The sequence below is a fragment of the Micromonospora sp. S4605 genome (assembly GCF_003176715.1).
Taxonomy (GTDB): domain Bacteria; phylum Actinomycetota; class Actinomycetes; order Mycobacteriales; family Micromonosporaceae; genus Micromonospora; species Micromonospora echinaurantiaca.
Genome location: NZ_QGSW01000456.1, coordinates 1 through 16,885 on the forward strand (window position 1 = coordinate 1; position 16,885 = coordinate 16,885).

Genomic DNA, 16,885 nt, shown 5'->3' on the forward strand with positions numbered 1-16,885 from the left:
CCGCCGCAGCCGTGCACCGCTACCCACTCGCCCGCGGCCACCCGCCCCTGGCCCACCACGGCCCGGAACGCGGTGGCGAACCGGCAGCCGAGCGCCGCCGCGGCCGGGTAGTCCAGGTCGTCCGGAAGCCGGACCAGGTTGACCTCGGCGTCGTGCACCGCCACGTACTCGGCGAACGAGCCCCAGTGGGTGAAGCCCGGCTGGGTCTGCCGTTCGCAGACCTGCTGGTCGCCCGCCAGGCAGGCCGGGCACCGGCCGCAGGCGCAGACGAACGGCGCGGTCACCCGGTCGCCGACCCGCCAGCCGCGTACGCCCGCACCGACCGCCGAGACGACCCCGGCGAACTCGTGACCGGGGACGTGTGGCGGCCGGATGTCGGGGTCGTGTCCCTGCCAGCCGTGCCAGTCGCTGCGGCACAACCCGGTGGCCTCGACCCGGATGACCGCGCTGCCGGGCGGCGCCACCGGGTCGGGGACGTCGCGGACCTCGGGCCGGGCACCGAACTCGTCGAAGATCACCGCACGCATGGGCGGCATCCTCACATGCCGGGGGCCCCGCAACCCGCGGGGCCCCGGACCGTCCCGAGCCGGCGCCCTACCGTTCGCGGGCTTCCCGGCGGGCGGCCCGGCGCCACCATGGGATCGTCAGGACCAGGACGGCGAAGGCTAGGGCCGCGCCGAGGCCGAGGCCGGCGGGCCACGACAGCGACGATGACTCCTCGGCCTGCCGCTCGCCCTTGACCGGGACCACGGGCTGGTCGTACGTCTTCTCCTCCGGCCCGACCAGCTCGCCGACCGACGCGCCCTCGGGGAGATCGAAACCCCAGTTGAGCAGGGCGGACGCCTCGCCCAGGCTGCCCAGCGGGGCGGTCTCCGCGCCGAGCAGGGTCACCGCGAGCCGGCGGCCGTCGCGCTCGGCCACGCCGACGTACGTCTGCCGCGCCTGGTCGGTGAAGCCCGTCTTGCCACCGACCGTGCCCGGGTAGACGCCGAGCAGGGTCTGGTCGTGAACGATCTCCAACCCCGGATTCGACGGCTGTGCCGGGATCTGGGCGCGCCGCGTCGCGATGTACCGGCAGAAGTCCTCCCGGGCGAAGGTGGCCCGCGCGATCAGCGCCAGGTCGTACGCGCTGGTGTACTGCCCGGGCCCGTCCAGCCCGGAGGGCGTCGCGGCGTGCGTCTGGTACGCGCGCAGCCGGCGCGCCTCGTCGTTCATCGCCTGGACGCCGCCCGGCCGGCCGGCCGCTCCGCCGCCCACCCGCGCCAGCGCGTTGGCCGCGTCGTTGCCCGACTTGAGCAGCAGCCCCAGCCACAGGCTCTCCACCGAGTACCGGCCGCCCGGGATCACCCCCATCAGCGAACTCTCCGGGTCGAGATCGCGCAGGTCGGCCCGGGTCACCTGGACCATCAGGGTGGGATCGAGGCGGGGCATCAGGGCCGCCGCGAGCAGCAGCTTCTGCACACTGGCCGGGGTGCGGCGCTCGTGCGGGGCGCAGCCACCCAGCACCGCGCCGCTGTCGAGGTCGGCGACCAGCCAGGAGGTGGCGGTGACCGCCGGTGCCTTCGGCGCACCCGCCGGGGCGGCCAGCCCCGCGGTGGCCAGCGCCTGCCCGCCGACCGCCCGGTGTGCGGGATCGACCGGCGGTGGCGACGGCGCGGCGGGCGGCGGCACCGGCGGCTTCACCGCCGGACACGGCACGTACGGTGCGGCGGCGGCCCGCGCCGGTGGTGCGACCGCGACCGTGGGCAGGACGAGGATGGCGCCGAGCGCCGCTGCGGTGACCGAAGGCGTGCTCACGAAACCGAACGTAATCGTCGGCACAGCGATCGAACTCCGTTTTCCGAAAGCCCGGCGGTGGCCCGGAAAATTGTCCCGTTCGGGCAGGTGACCCGGCATTTCCCGGTACCGGGCGACACCGCTGACGTGCCTTTTCGGGGCCGGAACATGATGCTTGTTCATTACGTGCCGCCAATGCTCTGCTGGGCGGAACGGCAGCGGTTGGCGCCATTCCCGGCTGATTTCACCCCGCTGGCGCCCGACGACGGCAACGTCACCGGCTCGTACCTGTCGCTCGATGTTCCGCCGCCCGTTCCGTTCGCCGTCTTTCGCGGAGACTCCACCGGACCTGACCGGAAACGGGCGGGGCGGCCCCGATCGGGCCGCCTCCGCCGGTACGCCGGATCCGGTCCACCATTGGCCAGGAGGGGCTCCAACCGATCCCCGGTGGGGAGGCGTCGCCCCCGGGCCGAGGTCAGGAGACCACCGTCGGGCCGCCACCGCTGCCACGGTCGTCGAGCAGCAGCGGGGCGCGGCCACGCACCGCGTACCGGATGTGGGTGACCTGCGGCGTGGGGATGACCCGGATCGGCGTCAACTCGATCGCCTCCTTCTCGGCCAGGTCGAGGTCCGCGTCGAGCAGTCGCAGGCCGGTGCCGAGCACCACCGGCACGACATGCAGCTCCAACTCGTCGAGCAGGCCGGCCTTGAGCACCTGCCGCACCAGGCTGCCGCCGCCGGCAACGGCGACGTCCCGGCCGCCGGCCGCCGCCCGCGCCTGCTCGACGGCGCTGGCCACGCCGTCGGTGACGTAGGTGAAGCTGGTGCCGCCCTTGCGCTCCAGCCGCGGCCGGGGGCGGTGCGTGACGACGAAGACGGGCGCGCGGAACGGCGGTTCCTCGCCCCAGGGCACCTCACCGCCGTCGGCCATCCGCCGGCCCATCACGTACGCGCCGGCCGCCTCGAACGACTCGGCGACCACGTCGGAGTTCGTGTCCCGCTCGCCGCCGGCGAAGCCCTGCCGTTCCCGCCAGGCCATCGCGTCGGTCACCCAGCGGGTGACCCGGAAGAAGCCGGCGCTCTCGGCCGACGTCATCCAGTCGCCGTCGCCGGTGTGCCGCGGGCCGGCGTAGAAGCCGTCCACCGACACCGACAGCTGCGCGGTCACCTTGGTCATCTCGTCACGGTCCTCTCGATCCTCGACACCCGCTCCGGGTGCCTGCTCGGTGAGAGGTCGGAGCCGTCCGCCGCGCCCCTACCGCGAGCCAATGTGACGGTGGTCACAGCCCGGGGCGTAATCCGTCCGGTCTCGATCCCGCCGGGGCGGTCAGCCCGCCGGCGGGTCGGCGCGGGGCACCGCGCCAGTGGTCTCCAGGATCAGCGCGGCGACCAGGTCCGGGTCGTCGCTCATCGGCACGTGCCCACAGCCGGGCAGGGTCACCACCCGGGCCGCCGGCAGTCCCGCCCGGGCGCGCTCGGCCTGGTGGACGCCGAAGATGCGGTCGCAGTCGCCCCAGCCGACGGTCACCGGCACCGCCGCATCCGACAGCCGGGCACCGTCGAAGCGGTAGCCGCGGGCGGCCCGGGCAACGGTGTTGAAGCCGACCGCCCGGCGCAGCGCGAGCGCGTCGCCCAGCGCGCGCTCGAAGTCCAGCAACCGGGGCCGCGCCACCAGCGGAGCGAAGCACATCGCCCGCAGGTACGCCGACCGCAGCGCGACCCGCATGACCGGCGTCGGCAGGTACGCGTTGGCCCGCAGCAGCCGGAGGATGGCCAGCGCCCGCCGCCGCTCGGCGGGGGTGAAGAAGCCGGCGGGGGAGAGGGCGGTGGCCGAGGCGACCGCCCCGGCGGCGGCCAGTTCCAGGCTGATCGCCCCGCCAAGGCTGTAGCCGGCCACGTGTGGGCGTTCCAGTCCCCACCCGGTGAGCACCGGCAGGATCGCCGCGACGGTGGCGGCCATGTCGGCGGGCATGCCCGCGTCGGGCACCGGGGAGTCGCCGAAGCCGGGCAGGTCGAGCGCGATCACCTCGTGGTGGGCGGCGAGCCGGTCGAACACCGGCTCCCAGGCCTGGTGGCGGTGCCCGATGCCGTGGATCAGCACGAGTGGCTCACCGCTGCCGGCCCGGCGGAAGTGGACCTTCATGGCCGCCCCTGCACCGAGCTGCGGCCGAACGAGCGGCCGAGCCCGCGTACCTCGTCCTCCATCTGGTCGACCAGGGTGCGGCCGCCCAGCCGGGTGACCAGCGCGTCGGCGGGACCGCTCAGCACCAGCGACCGCAGCGCCTGCACCACGGCGAGCGAGCGCGGCACGTAGACCTTGCGGCTGCGACGCTCGATGCCGCGCAGCAGCGCGGCGGCGCACCGGTCGACCGGGACCACCGTGGACAGCGGCCGCGGCAGCCGGCGCAGCGTGGCGCGGAACGAGGCCAGGTCGGCGTGGATGTCGCGGACCAGGTCGGTGTCGATCCAGATCGGGTGGGCGGTGCCCACGGTGACGCCGTGCCGGCGGGTCTCCAACCGCAGCACGTTGGCGAACTGTTCGACGCCCGCCTTCGACGCGCAGTAGGCGGCCATCCCGGGCATCGCCGTGAACGCGGCGGCGGAGGAGACGATCAGGACGTGGCCGCGGGCGGCGGTGACGTGCGGCAGCGCCGCGCTGACCGTGCGGATCGCGCCGCACAGGTTCACCTCGACCGTACGGACCAGCGCGTCGACCGGCCCCAGCGCGACCGTGCCGAGGTTGGCGATGCCGGCGTTGGCGACCACCACGTCGATCCCGCCGAACCGGTCCACGGTGGACGCCACGGCGGCGTCCACCGCCGTCTGGTCGGTGACGTCACACTCGTACCAGTGCGCGTCGAGCTCGGCGGCGAGCCGCCTGAGCAGGTCGGGTTCAAGCCCGACGAGGGCGACCCGGGCGCCTCGGGCGGCGGCCTGGCGGGCCAGCCGGGCGCCGATGCCGCGCGCGGCTCCGGTGACGAGGATCGTCCTGCCCGCGAGGTCACCGCGCATCGGCGTGCTCCCGCTCCGCCTCGGCGGGCCAGGGCGGGCGGCCCACGCCGGTGATCCGTACGCCGCCCCACGGGTCGACCTCGGCCAGCCGGGCCGGGCTGGTCAGGCCGGCGATGGACACCTCCACGTCGCGCCGGCCGGAGCGCACCAGCCGGGCCACCGTCGGCTCCGGCTCGACCCGCCCGCCCCAGTGGTAGCGGCCGTCGACCGGCTCCCACCGCCCGCTCAGGTGCACCCGGACCGGGGTGCCGGCGAGCCGCGCCGGACCGTGGTAGCTCATGCCGTCACCTCGCCGCGCCCGGTGGCGGCCTGCGGCGCCGCCGCGCCGAGGCGCCGCTCCGTCCGTCGGCGCTGGCTCACGGCACGATCCGCTCGTGCGCGCGGGTGAGCTCGCGTGGCAGGTCGGCGCTGCGCCGTACCCCCTCGATGCCGCTCCAGAGCAGCGTGGTCAGGTAGTCGGTGAGGGCCGCCCGGCGGATCGGCTGCCCGTTCGTGGTCCACCAGTCGCCGACCGCCTGCACGAAGCCGACCAGGCCGTACGCCCACGGCTCGGCCGGACCGGCGTCGAGGCCCAGCGCGCGCAGCCGGTCGCCGATCACCCGGGCCAGCCCGGCGGCCACCTGCCGGCTGGTGCCGGCGACCACCTGATGGATCCCGGGATGGCTGGACTGGTGCATCAGGAAGCGGTAGAGCTTCGGCTCCGACTCGATCACCCCGAGGTACGCGTCGATGGTCGCCTCGACCAGGCCGCGTTCCTCGCGGACCTGCTCGACCGCCGGCGCCACGGTGTCGACCACCCGGGCGGCCACCACCTCGCTGACGGCCAGCCAGAGCTGCGACTTGTCGGCGAAGTAGCGGTAGAGGACCGGCTTGCTCACCCCCGCCGTGGCGGCCACCTGGTCCATGTCGACCTCCGGCCCGTGCCGCAGCAACGCCTGCACGGCCGCCCCGATCAGTTCCTGCCGCCGTTGCTCGCGGTGGTCCGCCCAGCGGTCCCGGCGGCCGTTGGCCCGCGGTGGGGGCGGGTCGCCGGCCGACCCGGATCCATTGACATCCATCACAGGCGATTGCATGCTACTACTCGTAACAGTTACCGGGCGTCACGTCAATATGGAGGCGTCATGGAGCCCACGTCCGACCGGACCGAGCGCGAGGCGCTCGCCACCCGGCTGCTCACCTCCTCGGTGCGGACCAGCTACGACCCGGTTGTCGAGATCGACTGGGCTGCGCCGCCGGTGCCCGGGGCGTACTGGCTGCCGCCGCGGCGCAGCAGCCTCTACGGCACCCCGCTGTGGGAGCGGCTCACCGAGGAGCAGCGCGTCGAACTCACCAAGCACGAGGTGGCCAGCGCGGCCAGCGCCGGACTGTGGTTCGAGACGATCCTCATGCAGATGCTGATCCGGCACTACTACGACGCCGACCCGACCAGCCGGCACGCCCAGTACGCGCTCACCGAGGTCGCCGACGAGTGCCGGCACTCCATCATGTTCGGCCGTCTCATCGAGGCGATGGGCTGTCCGGTCTACCGGGCCGACCCGGTCGACCACCTGCTCGGGCGCTTCCTCAAGGCCACCGCCACCGGTCCGCGGATGTACGCCGCGATCCTCATCGCGGAGGAGATCCTCGACGCTTTCCAGCGCGAGATCATGGCGGACGAGTCGCTGCAGCCGCTGATCCGGATGGTGTCGCGGATCCACGTCGTCGAGGAGGCGCGGCACGTCCGGTTCGCCCGCGCGGAACTGGCCCGCCAGGTCGAGGCGGCCGGCCCGCTGGGCCTGTCGTACGCCCGGTTGCTGATCGGCCGGGCCGCCTGGTCGATCGCCAACCGGCTGGTCCATCCCGAGGCGTACGCGGCGGTGGGCATCCCGCCGGCGGTCGGCCGCGCCGCCGCCCGGGCCAACCCGCACTGGCGGGCCACCCTGCGCTGGTCCGCCGCCAGGGTGTACGACCACCTGGCGGGCCTCGGCCTGGTGGCCGGCCCGGGCCGTCTGCTGTGGACCCGTGCCGGCCTGATCTGATCCACCGGCGGCCCCGATTCGCTGCCCGAGTCAGGCAGTCGTCAGGCGCCGCTGATCCTCGGTTGCTGGTGGTCGGTCAGCCGCAGGCCGACCCCCCGCATGGTGTCGATGGTGACCCCGGTGCCCAACTCGGTGAGCTTGCGCCGCAGCCGCTTCACCACCGACTGCACGTCCGCCTTGCGCTGCGACCCCTCGGCCCGCCAGACCGCCCGATGCAGCTCGGCGTAGCTCCAGACCCGCACCGGCTCGGTGATCAGGCAGCTCAGCAGGTCGTGTTCGAGCCGGGTCAGGGAGACCTCGCGGTCCCCGCAGCGGGCCGTCGACCGGGTCGGGTCGATGCGCAGCGCGGTGTCGGTCGCCGACCCGGCCGCCGGTGCCGGCGACCCGCGACGCAGCTGCTGCGGGGCCGAGATCAGCCGGCGCAGCTCGTCGAGGTCGGCGACGAGCAGCAGGGGCGCGATGCCGTCGAGGCGCTCGGCGAGCCGGATCCGTTCCGCCGGCGACGGGGTCACCGCGATCAGCAGCGGGAACAGTTCTCCGGCCGGCTCGGATCCACCTCCCGGCACCGTGCTCTCGTCGTCCTCGGCCACCGCACCCGCCCGGAAACGATGGGCAGCGTCTGCCCAGTTCCATCGTCGTCTGACAATAAATGGCAACCCTGCCGCCTGCCAGCAAACGGTTAGTGACAAGTTGCTTACGGCAAGTTCTTGATCGTCCTTTCCTCTAGATCATAGTGTCCACTCGGGCAGCCGGCGTGACCCGCGCGATGCCTGGGGGGCCTGGAGGGGGTCAGCCGTTCCGGTTACATCCACATGGGACGTCCGCCCCCGAACCCCTTCACCATGGCTCACTCGAATCTGGGTCGTTCTGAAGGAGGCAGCACCGATGTTCAGACGTCCACACAGGAGGCGCACAGCCAGATCGCTGGTGAGCGCCGCAGCGGCGATGGTCCTCGTCGCGGCAAGCCTGGCCACCGGCACCGGCGCACAGGCCGCGCAGGCCGGAACGGCGGCAGGTGCGACCTCTCCGTCGGACAAGATCCGGCCGGACCTCGCCAAGCAGCTCGAGGGCAAGACGGAGGGCGACTTCTGGATCCGGTTCAAGGATCGGGCGGACCTCAGTCGGGCCAGGGACATCAAGGACTGGACCGAGCGGGGCACCGCGGTGGCGGAGGCGCTGAAGAAGACCGCCGCCGAGAGCCAGGCCAAGATCCGGGCAGAGCTGGACACCGCCGGCGCCAGATACCAGACCTTCTGGGCGACCAACGCCATCCGGGTCAGCGGCGGCTCGCTGACGATGGCGCAGAACGTCGCCGCGCACGACGAGGTCGAGGGCCTGTACGCCCCGGTCGCCTACGAGGTGCCGGAGACCACCAAGGGCACCGACGAGAAGACCGTGAACGCCCTCGAGTGGGGCATCGCGAACATCAACGCCGACGACGTCTGGTCCCAGTACGGCGTCAAGGGCGAGGGCATCACCATCGCCAACATCGACACCGGCGTGCAGTTCGACCACCCCGCGCTGGTGAACTCCTACCGCGGCAACAACGGCGACGGCACGTTCGACCACAACTACAACTGGTTCAACGCCGCCGGCACCTGCGCCACGCCGTGCGACGGCGACGGTCACGGCACGCACACGATGGGCACGATGGTCGGCTCCGACGGGGCGAACCAGATCGGCGTCGCCCCCGAGGTCAGGTGGATCGCCGCGAACGGCTGCTGCCCCAGCGACGCCGCGCTGGTCACCTCCGGTCAGTGGATGCTGGAGCCGACCGACCTCAACGGCCAGAACCCGGACGCCAGCAAGCGGCCGAACATCATCAACAACTCGTGGGGGACCCGGCTGCCCTCCAACGACCCGTTCATGGAGGACGTGACGCTGGCCTGGAAGGAGTCGGGCATCTTCGGTGTCTTCTCCAACGGCAACAGCGGACCGGGGTGCCAGACCAGCGGCTCGCCGGGCAGCCTGGTCAGCAACTACTCCTCCGGCGCGTACGACGTCAACAACAACATCGCCAGCTTCTCGGCCCGCGGCGCGGGGCAGAACGGTGAGACCAAGCCGAACATCTCGGCGCCCGGGGTGAACGTCCGGTCGAGCCTTCCGGGCAGCGGCTACGGCGCCATCAGCGGCACCTCGATGGCGGCGCCGCACCTCGCCGGCACGGTCGCGCTGCTGTGGTCGGCGGCACCGGCGCTGGTCGGTGAGGTCGACGAGACCCGCGCGCTGCTGGACAACACCGCGATCGACAGCGCCGACGCCCAGTGCGGTGGCACCACCGACGACAACAATGTCTTCGGCGAGGGCCGGCTCGACGCGCTGGCGCTGCTCAACGCCGCCCCGATCGGCGACACCGGCACGCTGGCCGGCACCGTCACCGACGCGGCCACCGGCGCCCCGATCGCGGACGCCACGGTGACCGTGACCGGTCCGGCCGAGCGCCAGCTGACCACCGGGGCGGACGGGAGGTACTCGTCCCTGCTGCCGGTGGGTGACTACCAGGTCGCCGTGGCAGCGTTCGGCTACCAGAGCCAGACGGTGCCGGCGACGGTGACCCAGAACGCCACCACGACGCTCAACGTCGCGCTGTCGGCGGTGCCGAGCGTCACCGTCGGCGGGTCGGTCACCGACGGCTCCGGGCATGGCTGGCCGCTCTACGCGAAGGTGACCGTGCAGGGCCCGTCGGGCGTGTCCGACTACACCACGCCCACCAACGGCCGCTACAGCTTCACGCTGCCGGCCGGGGCGACGTACACCCTCAAGGTCGAGTCGCAGTACCCGGGCTACCAGACGGTGACCAAGGAGGTCGTCGTCGGCTCGGGCAACGTCACCGCCAACATCGCCGTGCCGGTGCAGACCAACGCCTGCACCACGGCGCCCGGCTACACGTTCGGCTCCGACGGCGTCTACGAGACGTTCGACGGCACCGGCGTGCCGGCCGGCTGGTCGGTGGTCGACCACGCGGGTACCGGTCAGGTCTGGAAGTTCACCGACGACGGCAACCGGGGCAACCTGACCGGCGGCACCGGCAACTTCGCCATCATCGACAGCGACGAGTACGGCTCCGGCGGGCGGCAGGACAGCTCCCTGGTCAGCCCGGTCGTCGACCTGACCGACGTGGCGGCTCCGGTGATCCGGTTCAACCAGGACTTCAACCATCTGGGTCCGGACCGCGCGGACGTGGACCTGAGCGTCGACGGCGGTGCCACCTGGACGAACGTGCTGCGGCAGGCCGCCGACGTCCGGGGGCCGCGGGTGACCGAGATCCCGATCCCGCAGGCCGCCGGGCAGGCGCAGGTGCAGGTCCGGTTCCACTACTACGACGCCTCGTTCGAGTGGTGGTGGGAGGTCGACAACGTCCTGATCGGCAGCGAGGTCATCTGCCGGCCCACCAACGGCGGCCTGGTGCTCGGACACGTCCGGGACGCCAACGACAACGGCTACGTCAACGGGGCCACGGTCACCAGCAACGACCGGCCGGCGGAGAAGGCCACCACGGTGGCCACGCCGGACGACACCGAGCTGGCGGACGGGTTCTACTGGCTGTTCTCGTCGCTGACCGGCACGCACAAGTTCACCGCCGCGGCCGGCAACTACGTCAGCCAGAGCAAGAACATCGACGTGCAGGCCGACTGGGCGACAGCTACCAACTTCCGGCTCGCGGCCGGCCGGCTCTCGGTCAAGCCGGCGCAGCTGAGCGCCACGCTCCAGATGCCCACCGGCAAGGTCAACAAGGCGTTCACGGTGACCAACACCGGCGGGGCGCCGGTCGAGGTCGAGTTCAGTGAGCGCGAGGGCGGGTTCGAGCTCCTCCGGGCCGACGGGTCCCGGTTGACCGAACAGCAGGTGATCGGGTCCAACGGCGCACCCGAGCAGCGGCTGAACGTCCCGACGTCGTTCGCGGCGCGGGCGTCCGGCATGTCGAGCAACGCGACGTCCGCCGCGCTCGGTCCGCAGGCCGAGCCCTGGACGGACATCGCCGACTACCCGGCGAACGTGATGGACAACCGGGTGGTGAACCTCGACGGCAAGGTGTACTCGATCGCCGGCGGCAACGGTTCGGCGTCCACGACGAAGAACTTCGTCTACGACCCGATCGCGCAGAGCTGGGCGCCGATCGCCGATCTTCCCGAGGCGCGCAACGCCATGACGGTGGGCGTCGTCGGTGGGAAGATCATCGCGACCGGCGGCTGGGCCGCGGCCGGCCCCTCCGGCACCACCTGGTCGTACGACCCGGGCGCGAACACCTGGACGAAGGTGGCCGACAACCCGGCGGCCCGCTCCGCCGCCGGCCAGGCGGTCGTCGACGGCAAGCTCTACGCCATCGGCGGCTGCACCACCTCGGCCTGCACGCCGATGTCGAACAGCGTAGTCCGGTACGACCCGGCCGGCGACAGCTGGGAGACGCTGCCGAACTACCCGAAGTCGGTGGCCTTCGCCTCCTGCGGCGGGATCGACGGCGTCGTCTACTGCACCGGCGGCAACGACGGCTCCGCCTCGCAGAAGGCCAGCTACGCCTTCGACCCGGGGGCCAACGCCTGGACCGCGATCCCCGACGCGCCGGCCGACAACTGGGCCAGCTCGTTCGCCGTGGCGAACGGCAAGCTCCTGGTGGTCGGCGGTTCGCAGGGCGGCGCCATCACCAACGCCGGCTTCGCGTACGACCCGGCCACCAACGCGTGGTCGAACCTGCCGAACGCCAACACGGCGCGTTACCGCGGTGGCGCGGCGTGCGGCTTCTACAAGATCGGTGGGTCGTCCGGCAGCTTCACCGCGACGCCGGACAGCGAGGTGCTCCCCGGGTTCGAGGAGTGCGCCGAGGCGGCCGCCGACGTCAGCTGGATGACGATCGACAAGACGTCGGCCACGCTGGCGCCGGGCGAGCAGGTCACGGTCACCGTCGGGATGACGGCGAACGTCGACCAGCCGGGCACCTACACCGCCTCGGTCGCGATCAAGGAGAACACCCCGTACACGGTGTCGCCGGTGGCGGTGACGATGAACGTGAATCCGCCGAAGACCTGGGGCAAGCTGATGGGTACCGTCACCGGGACGAGCTGTCAGGGTGTCAGCTCGCCGCTCTCCGGTGCGGTCGTCCAGGTCGACTCGTGGGCGATGTCGTGGACCTTCGCCACCGACGCCGAGGGCAAGTACGCCTACTGGATGGACCGTCGGAACAACCCGATGACGATGATCGTCGCCAAGGACAACTGGAAGCCCCAGACCCGGCAGACGAGGATCAGCACCAGCATGCCCACCGTGGAGGATTTCGCCCTGTCACCGATCCGTTGCTGACCTGAGCGTCAGCTGACCGAGCCGGCCCGCCTGGTTGTCCACCAGGCGGGCCGGTTCGCGTCCGGCGGGTGAGCCGCGGCGTGGCTCGTGAGTCTGTGGTCAGACCGGAGCGAGGCGGAAGCCGACGCCGCGTACCGCGTGGATGGTCGCCGCCGCGTTGAGCCGGGCGAGTTTGCGCCGTACCCGCCGGACCACCGAGTGCATGTCGGACCCGCGGCCGAGGTGCGCGTTGCCCCAGACCTCGCGGTGCAGCAGTTCGTAGGTCCAGACCCGCCCGGGCGCGCCGACCAGGCAGCGCAGGAGGTCGTGCTCCAGCCGGGTCAGCTCGATCTCCCGGTCCAGCCAGCGCAGCACCCGCCGGTCCGAGTCGACGGTCAGCCCGGGAGGCGGTGCCGCGCCCGGCGTGGCCTCGGTGACCACCGGCTGGTCCGGCGGAGCCGCCGGCGGGTCGTGCGGCGGCTCGACCACGTCGAGGAACCGCCGCGCCTGGTCGACGCTCGAGACGATCAGGAACGCCTCGCTGCCGCCGAGCAGCTGCGCCAGCTGCCGGCGCTCGGCCGGCGAGGAAGCGATGCCGATCGCCAGGGACGCGACCCGGATCCTCCTCATCCCCCCACCTTTCCCGTTCCCCCACGATTTCGGAGCGACCGTCCCGCGACGCCCGTCAATCAACTGAGACCCTAGTTTCGCTTTATATCGGTACGGTTAAAAATAGTTGTGCGTCGGCATCTGTAAATGGCTGAGGCGCTGTTCCGCAGTTCGAATGTAAACGTTTTCATCATGGCTTGACCGAACTCTCCGGGATGTCCGCGCGGGTCGGGGTCGGGCGGTGACGAGGCGTGGTTGGGCGGCTCGTTCGGCAGGTGGCCGCGCGGAGGTCCGGCGTGGTCGGGTGGTCGCGGGCCCCTGCCGCGCACCTGGCAGAGGCCTCACCGACCGGTGACGGATCCCGTCCGGCGGTTTGTCGCCGAGGGGCGAGTGAGACGGTGGAAATGGTAGTGCAGTTCGATCCGGTGGACAATATCCGGCCGGCCCGACGGGGGTCGGTGGGCCGGTTTCACGATATCCGTGCCGATCTCCGGATCGAGAAAGAAATCCGACAGGACATTGACGCATCTACAGATGTCTTCGGTGCTGTCCGGGCGGCTGTCGGGCCGCCGGCTCCACCGACGGCGCGACCAGCTCCTCAGGTGCGGGCGGGCGCCCACCCCTGCGCCACGAGGCGTGCGGCGTCCCCGCCCTCGCCGTGGAAGAGCAGGCCGGCACGGTCTGCCGCGACGATCCGGTCGACGTAGACCCCGCGGCCCCGGGCGGAGACGTCCGTGCTGCTGCTCCAGCGCAGGTGGGTCGCCCGGTCGGGCAGGTCGACGGAGACCTGCCACCAGACCCGGCCGCCGTAGCCGGTGACCGTGCCGTCGCTGGCCCAGCGCCGGTCCCCGTGCCGCAGCCGCATCGGCGCCGTGGCCCAGGTCCGTCCGCCGTCCGTGGAGACCTCGAACCGGGCGCTGTCGTAGCGCGGCTCGGTGTCGTACCAGAGCAGGAAACTCGCGATGCCGCCGCGCGCCGCCCGACGCAGCGGGGCGGTGAGGGTGACCGTCGCGAGGTCGCGCGGGTCGGCCCGCCACGCCTCCCGTGACCGGGGCCGCACCGGCATCGCCTCGGCGAGGTCGGTCGCGACCGCCCGCCGGGCCACGTTGTTGCTGCCCCAGCCACGGTCGGGGTGCACCCGGTTGCTGAGCAGGACGACGAACGAGTGGGAGAGCGGGTCGACCACCAGCGAGGTGCCGGTGAACCCGGTGTGCCCGAACCCCACCGGGGAGGACAGACCCGTCATGTACCAGTGCTTGTTGAGCTCGAAGCCGAGCCCACGGTCGCTCTCCGGGTAGGCCTGCTCCAGCGGCGCGTTGTAGTTGACCAGCATCGCCCGCACCGTGTCGGCGTGCAGGATCCGCCGGCCGCGGTACTCGCCGCCGTTGAGCAGGGCCTGGCAGAGCACGGCCAGGTCCGCCGCGGTGGAGAAGACACCGGCGTGCCCGGCCACGCCGCCGAGCGACCAGGCGTTCTCGTCGTGCACCTCGCCCCACACCATGCCGCGCCCGGCGTACGGCTGGTACTCGGTCGCCGCGATCCGCGACCGCAGTTCCGGCGCCGGGTTGTAGCCGGTGTCGGTCATGCCCAGCGGCGCGGTGACGCCGTCGCGGACCAGGTCGGCCAGCGACCGGCCGGTCACCCGCTCCACCAGCACGCCGAGCGCGATCAGCCCGAGGTCGGAGTACACGTACCGGGTGCCGGGCGTCGCCCCGGCCGCCAGTGGCGTGGCGAGCGCGGCGGCGAACCGTTCGGCCGGGGTCGGATACCGGCTCCACAGTGCCGTGAACGCGGGCAGTCCGGAGGTGTGGGTGAGCAGCATGCGGACTGTGACCGCCTCCTTGCCGCCGGCGGCGAACTCCGGGACGTACCGGGCGACCGGCGCGTCCAGCTCGACCCGACCCTGCTCGACCTGCTGCAGCACCACGATCGTGGTGAACAGCTTCGACACCGACGCCAGGTCGAAGATGGTGTCGGGTCGCATCGGGAGCTGTTGGTCGGCGGGCAGTTCCACCCCGGCCAGCTCGGGTGGCGGCCCGACGGCCGAGTAGCGCACCGCCGACCCCACCGCGGCGTGCTGCACGACCACGCCGTCCTTGGCGGCCAGCACCACGGCGCCGGCGTAGGTGGGATGGCCGGGGTGGTCCGAGGTCGGTTCGAGGTACCCGGTGAGGTCGGCCGGCATCCGGCCCACGTGCTCGGGAAGCAGCCCCACCTCGCGGGCGTCGCCGTAGCGCAGCGTGTCGTGGCGGAACCGGATGTCGGCGGGCGTGACGGACGGCAGTGCGGACCCGGCCGGCGACCGCTCGGCGGCGGCCGCCGCGGTCGCCGGCAGGCTCGTGCCGAGCACGGCCACGGCCAGGCCGAGGGCGAGGCCCCGGCGCACGCCCATCGTGGTGCGGACAGTCCTCGCCGGCATGGTCCCTCCTACCAGGTCAGGCCGTGGCCGTAGGGGTAGAGCAGCCCGCCGTCGGCGGTGGGGATCGTGACCGGCAGCCGGCCGCGCGGGGACAGCTCGCCGTGCAGCGCGCGGACAAGCGCGTCCATCGCCGCCCGGGTGTACGAGTAGGTCGCCAGGTAGGTGGACACGCCCGGCAGGTACGCGATGTCGTACGGGTCGCGGACCGCCACCACGATCACCGGTCGGCCGGTGGCGAGCAGCGCCGCGACCAGCCGTCGCTGGCTGGCGCGCGGGTCGGTCACCTCGACGTCCCACGCCTTGTTCACCAGCACCACGGTGAGGTCGTGCCGGGCCGCCTCGGCGGCGGTCGTGGCGATCGCCTGGTCGGACGGCAGGGTCGCGGGCCGGGCGGTGGCGCGGGCCCCGCGGGCGGCGAACCCGTCGGCGACCGTCGCGACCGGCGCGAAGGCGGCGCTGTTCCAGCCGGTCACCAGCACCGACCGGCCGGTGCTGGCCAGCGGCAGCAGCCCGGCGTCGTTGCGCACCGCGGTGAGCGTCGGGTCGGTGACCCGGGTGACGGCGGCGAGGTGCTCGGCCGCACCGACCGTGCGGACCGCCGCCTCGACGTCGACCAGCGGCGATGCGGCCAGGCCCTGCCGGTACTTCAGGGCGAGGATGCGCCGGACCGACTCGTCGATCCGCCGCTCGGTCAGCTCGCCGGTGGCCACCGCCCGCAGCACGGCGTCCCGGGCCAGCCGCAGGTCGGGCGGCATCAGCAGTTGGTCGGCGCCGGCCTTGAGCGCCAGCACGGGCACCCGCTCGTCGCCGTACTTCTGCCGCACCCCGGCCATGTTCAGCGCGTCGGTGACGATCACGCCGCGGAAGCCGAGCTCGCCGCGCAGCACGCCGGAGAGGATCGTCGGCGACAGCGTCGCCGGGTCGCCGGAGGGGTCCAGCGCCGGCACCACGATGTGCGCCGTCATGACCGACTCGACGCCGGCGGCGATGGCCCGCCGGAACGGCGGCGCGTCGATCCGGTCCCACTCCTCGCGGGTGTGGTTGATCACCGGCAGGTCGGTGTGGCTGTCGTTGTCGGTGTCGCCGTGGCCCGGGAAGTGCTTCGCCACCGCGGTCGTCCCGGCGTCCCGCTGGAAGCCGGTGACCTGCGCGGCGGTCAGCTCGGCCACCAGGGTGGGGTCGGCGCCGAACGAGCGCACCCCGATCACCGGGTTGGCCGGGTCGACGTTGACGTCGGCGATCGGCGCGTACGGCTGGTGGATGCCGACGGCGCGCAGCTCGCGCCCGGTGATCTCCGCCGCGGTGCGGGCGTCACCGGGCGAGCGCCCGGCGCCCAGGGCCATCGCGCCGGGGAACTGCGCGGCGGGGGCGGGCATCCGCAGCACCACGCCCTGTTCCTGGTCGGTGGAGATGAGCAGCGGGACGCGGTCCTTGCCGCCGTCACCGAGGGCGGCCCGTTGCAGGCCGTTGGAGAGCGTGGCGATCTGCCGCGGACTGTCCAGGTTGTGTGACCAGGAGAAGTAGCAGACCGCGCCGAGATGGAACTCCTCGATCACCTCGGCCGGCGTCTCGACGCCGAACGCCGCCCGGTTGGCGGCCCGGTCCGCGGCCGTCGGCGCGGTGGCGTCGCCGCCGTAGACGTAGGTGGCGAAGAGTTGGCCGACCTTCTGCTCCAGGCTCATGTGCCGCAGCGTGGAGGTGACCCAGCCGTGTTCGGCGGCGGGCGGCAGCGCGGCGGGCGGCAGCGCGGCGGGCGGCAGCGCGGCGGGTGCCGCGG

At 72.9% G+C, this 16,885-nt stretch carries 13 protein-coding genes; 2 read left to right on the forward strand and 11 right to left on the reverse strand.

Going from position 1 to position 16,885, the window contains the following annotated elements:
- The 7 genes from DLJ47_RS34010 to DLJ47_RS34040 form a co-directional block, all read right to left on the reverse strand.
- Positions 1–527 (reverse strand): alcohol dehydrogenase catalytic domain-containing protein (locus DLJ47_RS34010; protein WP_158289932.1); only part of this gene is annotated, 527 nt, incomplete at its 3' end.
- 67 nt (positions 528–594) lie between these two features.
- The gene (locus DLJ47_RS34015; RefSeq protein ID WP_446723642.1) at positions 595–1,812 is read right to left on the reverse strand and encodes a D-alanyl-D-alanine carboxypeptidase family protein; all 1,218 of its coding nucleotides are present in this window, start codon (positions 1,810–1,812) and stop codon (positions 595–597) included.
- 439 nt (positions 1,813–2,251) lie between these two features.
- On the reverse strand, positions 2,252–2,953 hold the full coding sequence (locus tag DLJ47_RS34020; protein WP_109906307.1) for a dihydrofolate reductase family protein: 702 nt from the start codon (positions 2,951–2,953) through the stop codon (positions 2,252–2,254).
- Positions 2,954–3,103: 150 nt separating this feature from the next.
- Positions 3,104–3,919: an alpha/beta fold hydrolase gene (locus DLJ47_RS34025; protein ID WP_109906309.1), complete on the reverse strand. Its 816-nt coding sequence runs from the start codon at positions 3,917–3,919 to the stop codon at positions 3,104–3,106.
- Positions 3,916–4,788, reverse strand: a complete 873-nt coding sequence (locus tag DLJ47_RS34030; protein WP_109906311.1) for an SDR family oxidoreductase — start codon at positions 4,786–4,788, stop codon at positions 3,916–3,918. The genes DLJ47_RS34025 and DLJ47_RS34030 overlap by 4 nt, the downstream gene beginning before the upstream one ends.
- Positions 4,778–5,068 (reverse strand): DUF4873 domain-containing protein, encoded by a 291-nt coding sequence (locus DLJ47_RS34035; RefSeq protein ID WP_109906313.1) that lies wholly within the window; start codon positions 5,066–5,068, stop codon positions 4,778–4,780. Before DLJ47_RS34035 ends, DLJ47_RS34030 begins: the two co-directional genes overlap by 11 nt.
- Positions 5,069–5,144: 76 nt before the next feature.
- Positions 5,145–5,846 (reverse strand): TetR family transcriptional regulator, encoded by a 702-nt coding sequence (locus tag DLJ47_RS34040; protein ID WP_233258169.1) that lies wholly within the window; start codon positions 5,844–5,846, stop codon positions 5,145–5,147.
- A 63-nt stretch (positions 5,847–5,909) separates the two neighbouring features.
- Here DLJ47_RS34040 and DLJ47_RS34045 point away from each other — a divergent pair, with 63 nt between their 5' ends.
- Entirely contained in the window at positions 5,910–6,806 is an 897-nt protein-coding gene (locus tag DLJ47_RS34045; RefSeq protein ID WP_109906317.1) for an AurF N-oxygenase family protein, read from the forward strand.
- Between the two features lie 41 nt (positions 6,807–6,847).
- Here DLJ47_RS34045 and DLJ47_RS34050 read toward each other — a convergent pair whose 3' ends face one another.
- Positions 6,848–7,396: a winged helix-turn-helix domain-containing protein gene (locus DLJ47_RS34050; protein ID WP_233258170.1), complete on the reverse strand. Its 549-nt coding sequence runs from the start codon at positions 7,394–7,396 to the stop codon at positions 6,848–6,850.
- 337 nt (positions 7,397–7,733) lie between these two features.
- Between DLJ47_RS34050 and DLJ47_RS34055 the strand changes: the two genes are divergently transcribed.
- Positions 7,734–12,101 (forward strand): S8 family serine peptidase, encoded by a 4,368-nt coding sequence (locus DLJ47_RS34055; RefSeq protein ID WP_233258171.1) that lies wholly within the window; start codon positions 7,734–7,736, stop codon positions 12,099–12,101.
- Between the two features lie 99 nt (positions 12,102–12,200).
- Here the strand turns inward: DLJ47_RS34055 and DLJ47_RS34060 are convergent, their stop codons facing one another.
- The 3 genes from DLJ47_RS34060 to DLJ47_RS34070 form a co-directional block, all read right to left on the reverse strand.
- Positions 12,201–12,710 carry a winged helix-turn-helix domain-containing protein gene (locus DLJ47_RS34060; protein ID WP_109906321.1) on the reverse strand — a complete coding sequence of 170 codons (510 nt, stop codon included), beginning with the start codon at positions 12,708–12,710 and terminating at the stop codon, positions 12,201–12,203.
- A gap of 577 nt (positions 12,711–13,287) precedes the next feature.
- Complete coding sequence (locus DLJ47_RS34065) at positions 13,288–15,108, reverse strand: serine hydrolase domain-containing protein (protein WP_109906322.1); 1,821 nt, start codon at positions 15,106–15,108, stop codon at positions 13,288–13,290.
- Between the two features lie 8 nt (positions 15,109–15,116).
- Positions 15,117–16,885 (reverse strand): glycoside hydrolase family 3 protein (locus DLJ47_RS34070; RefSeq protein ID WP_199236119.1); only part of this gene is annotated, 1,769 nt, incomplete at its 5' end.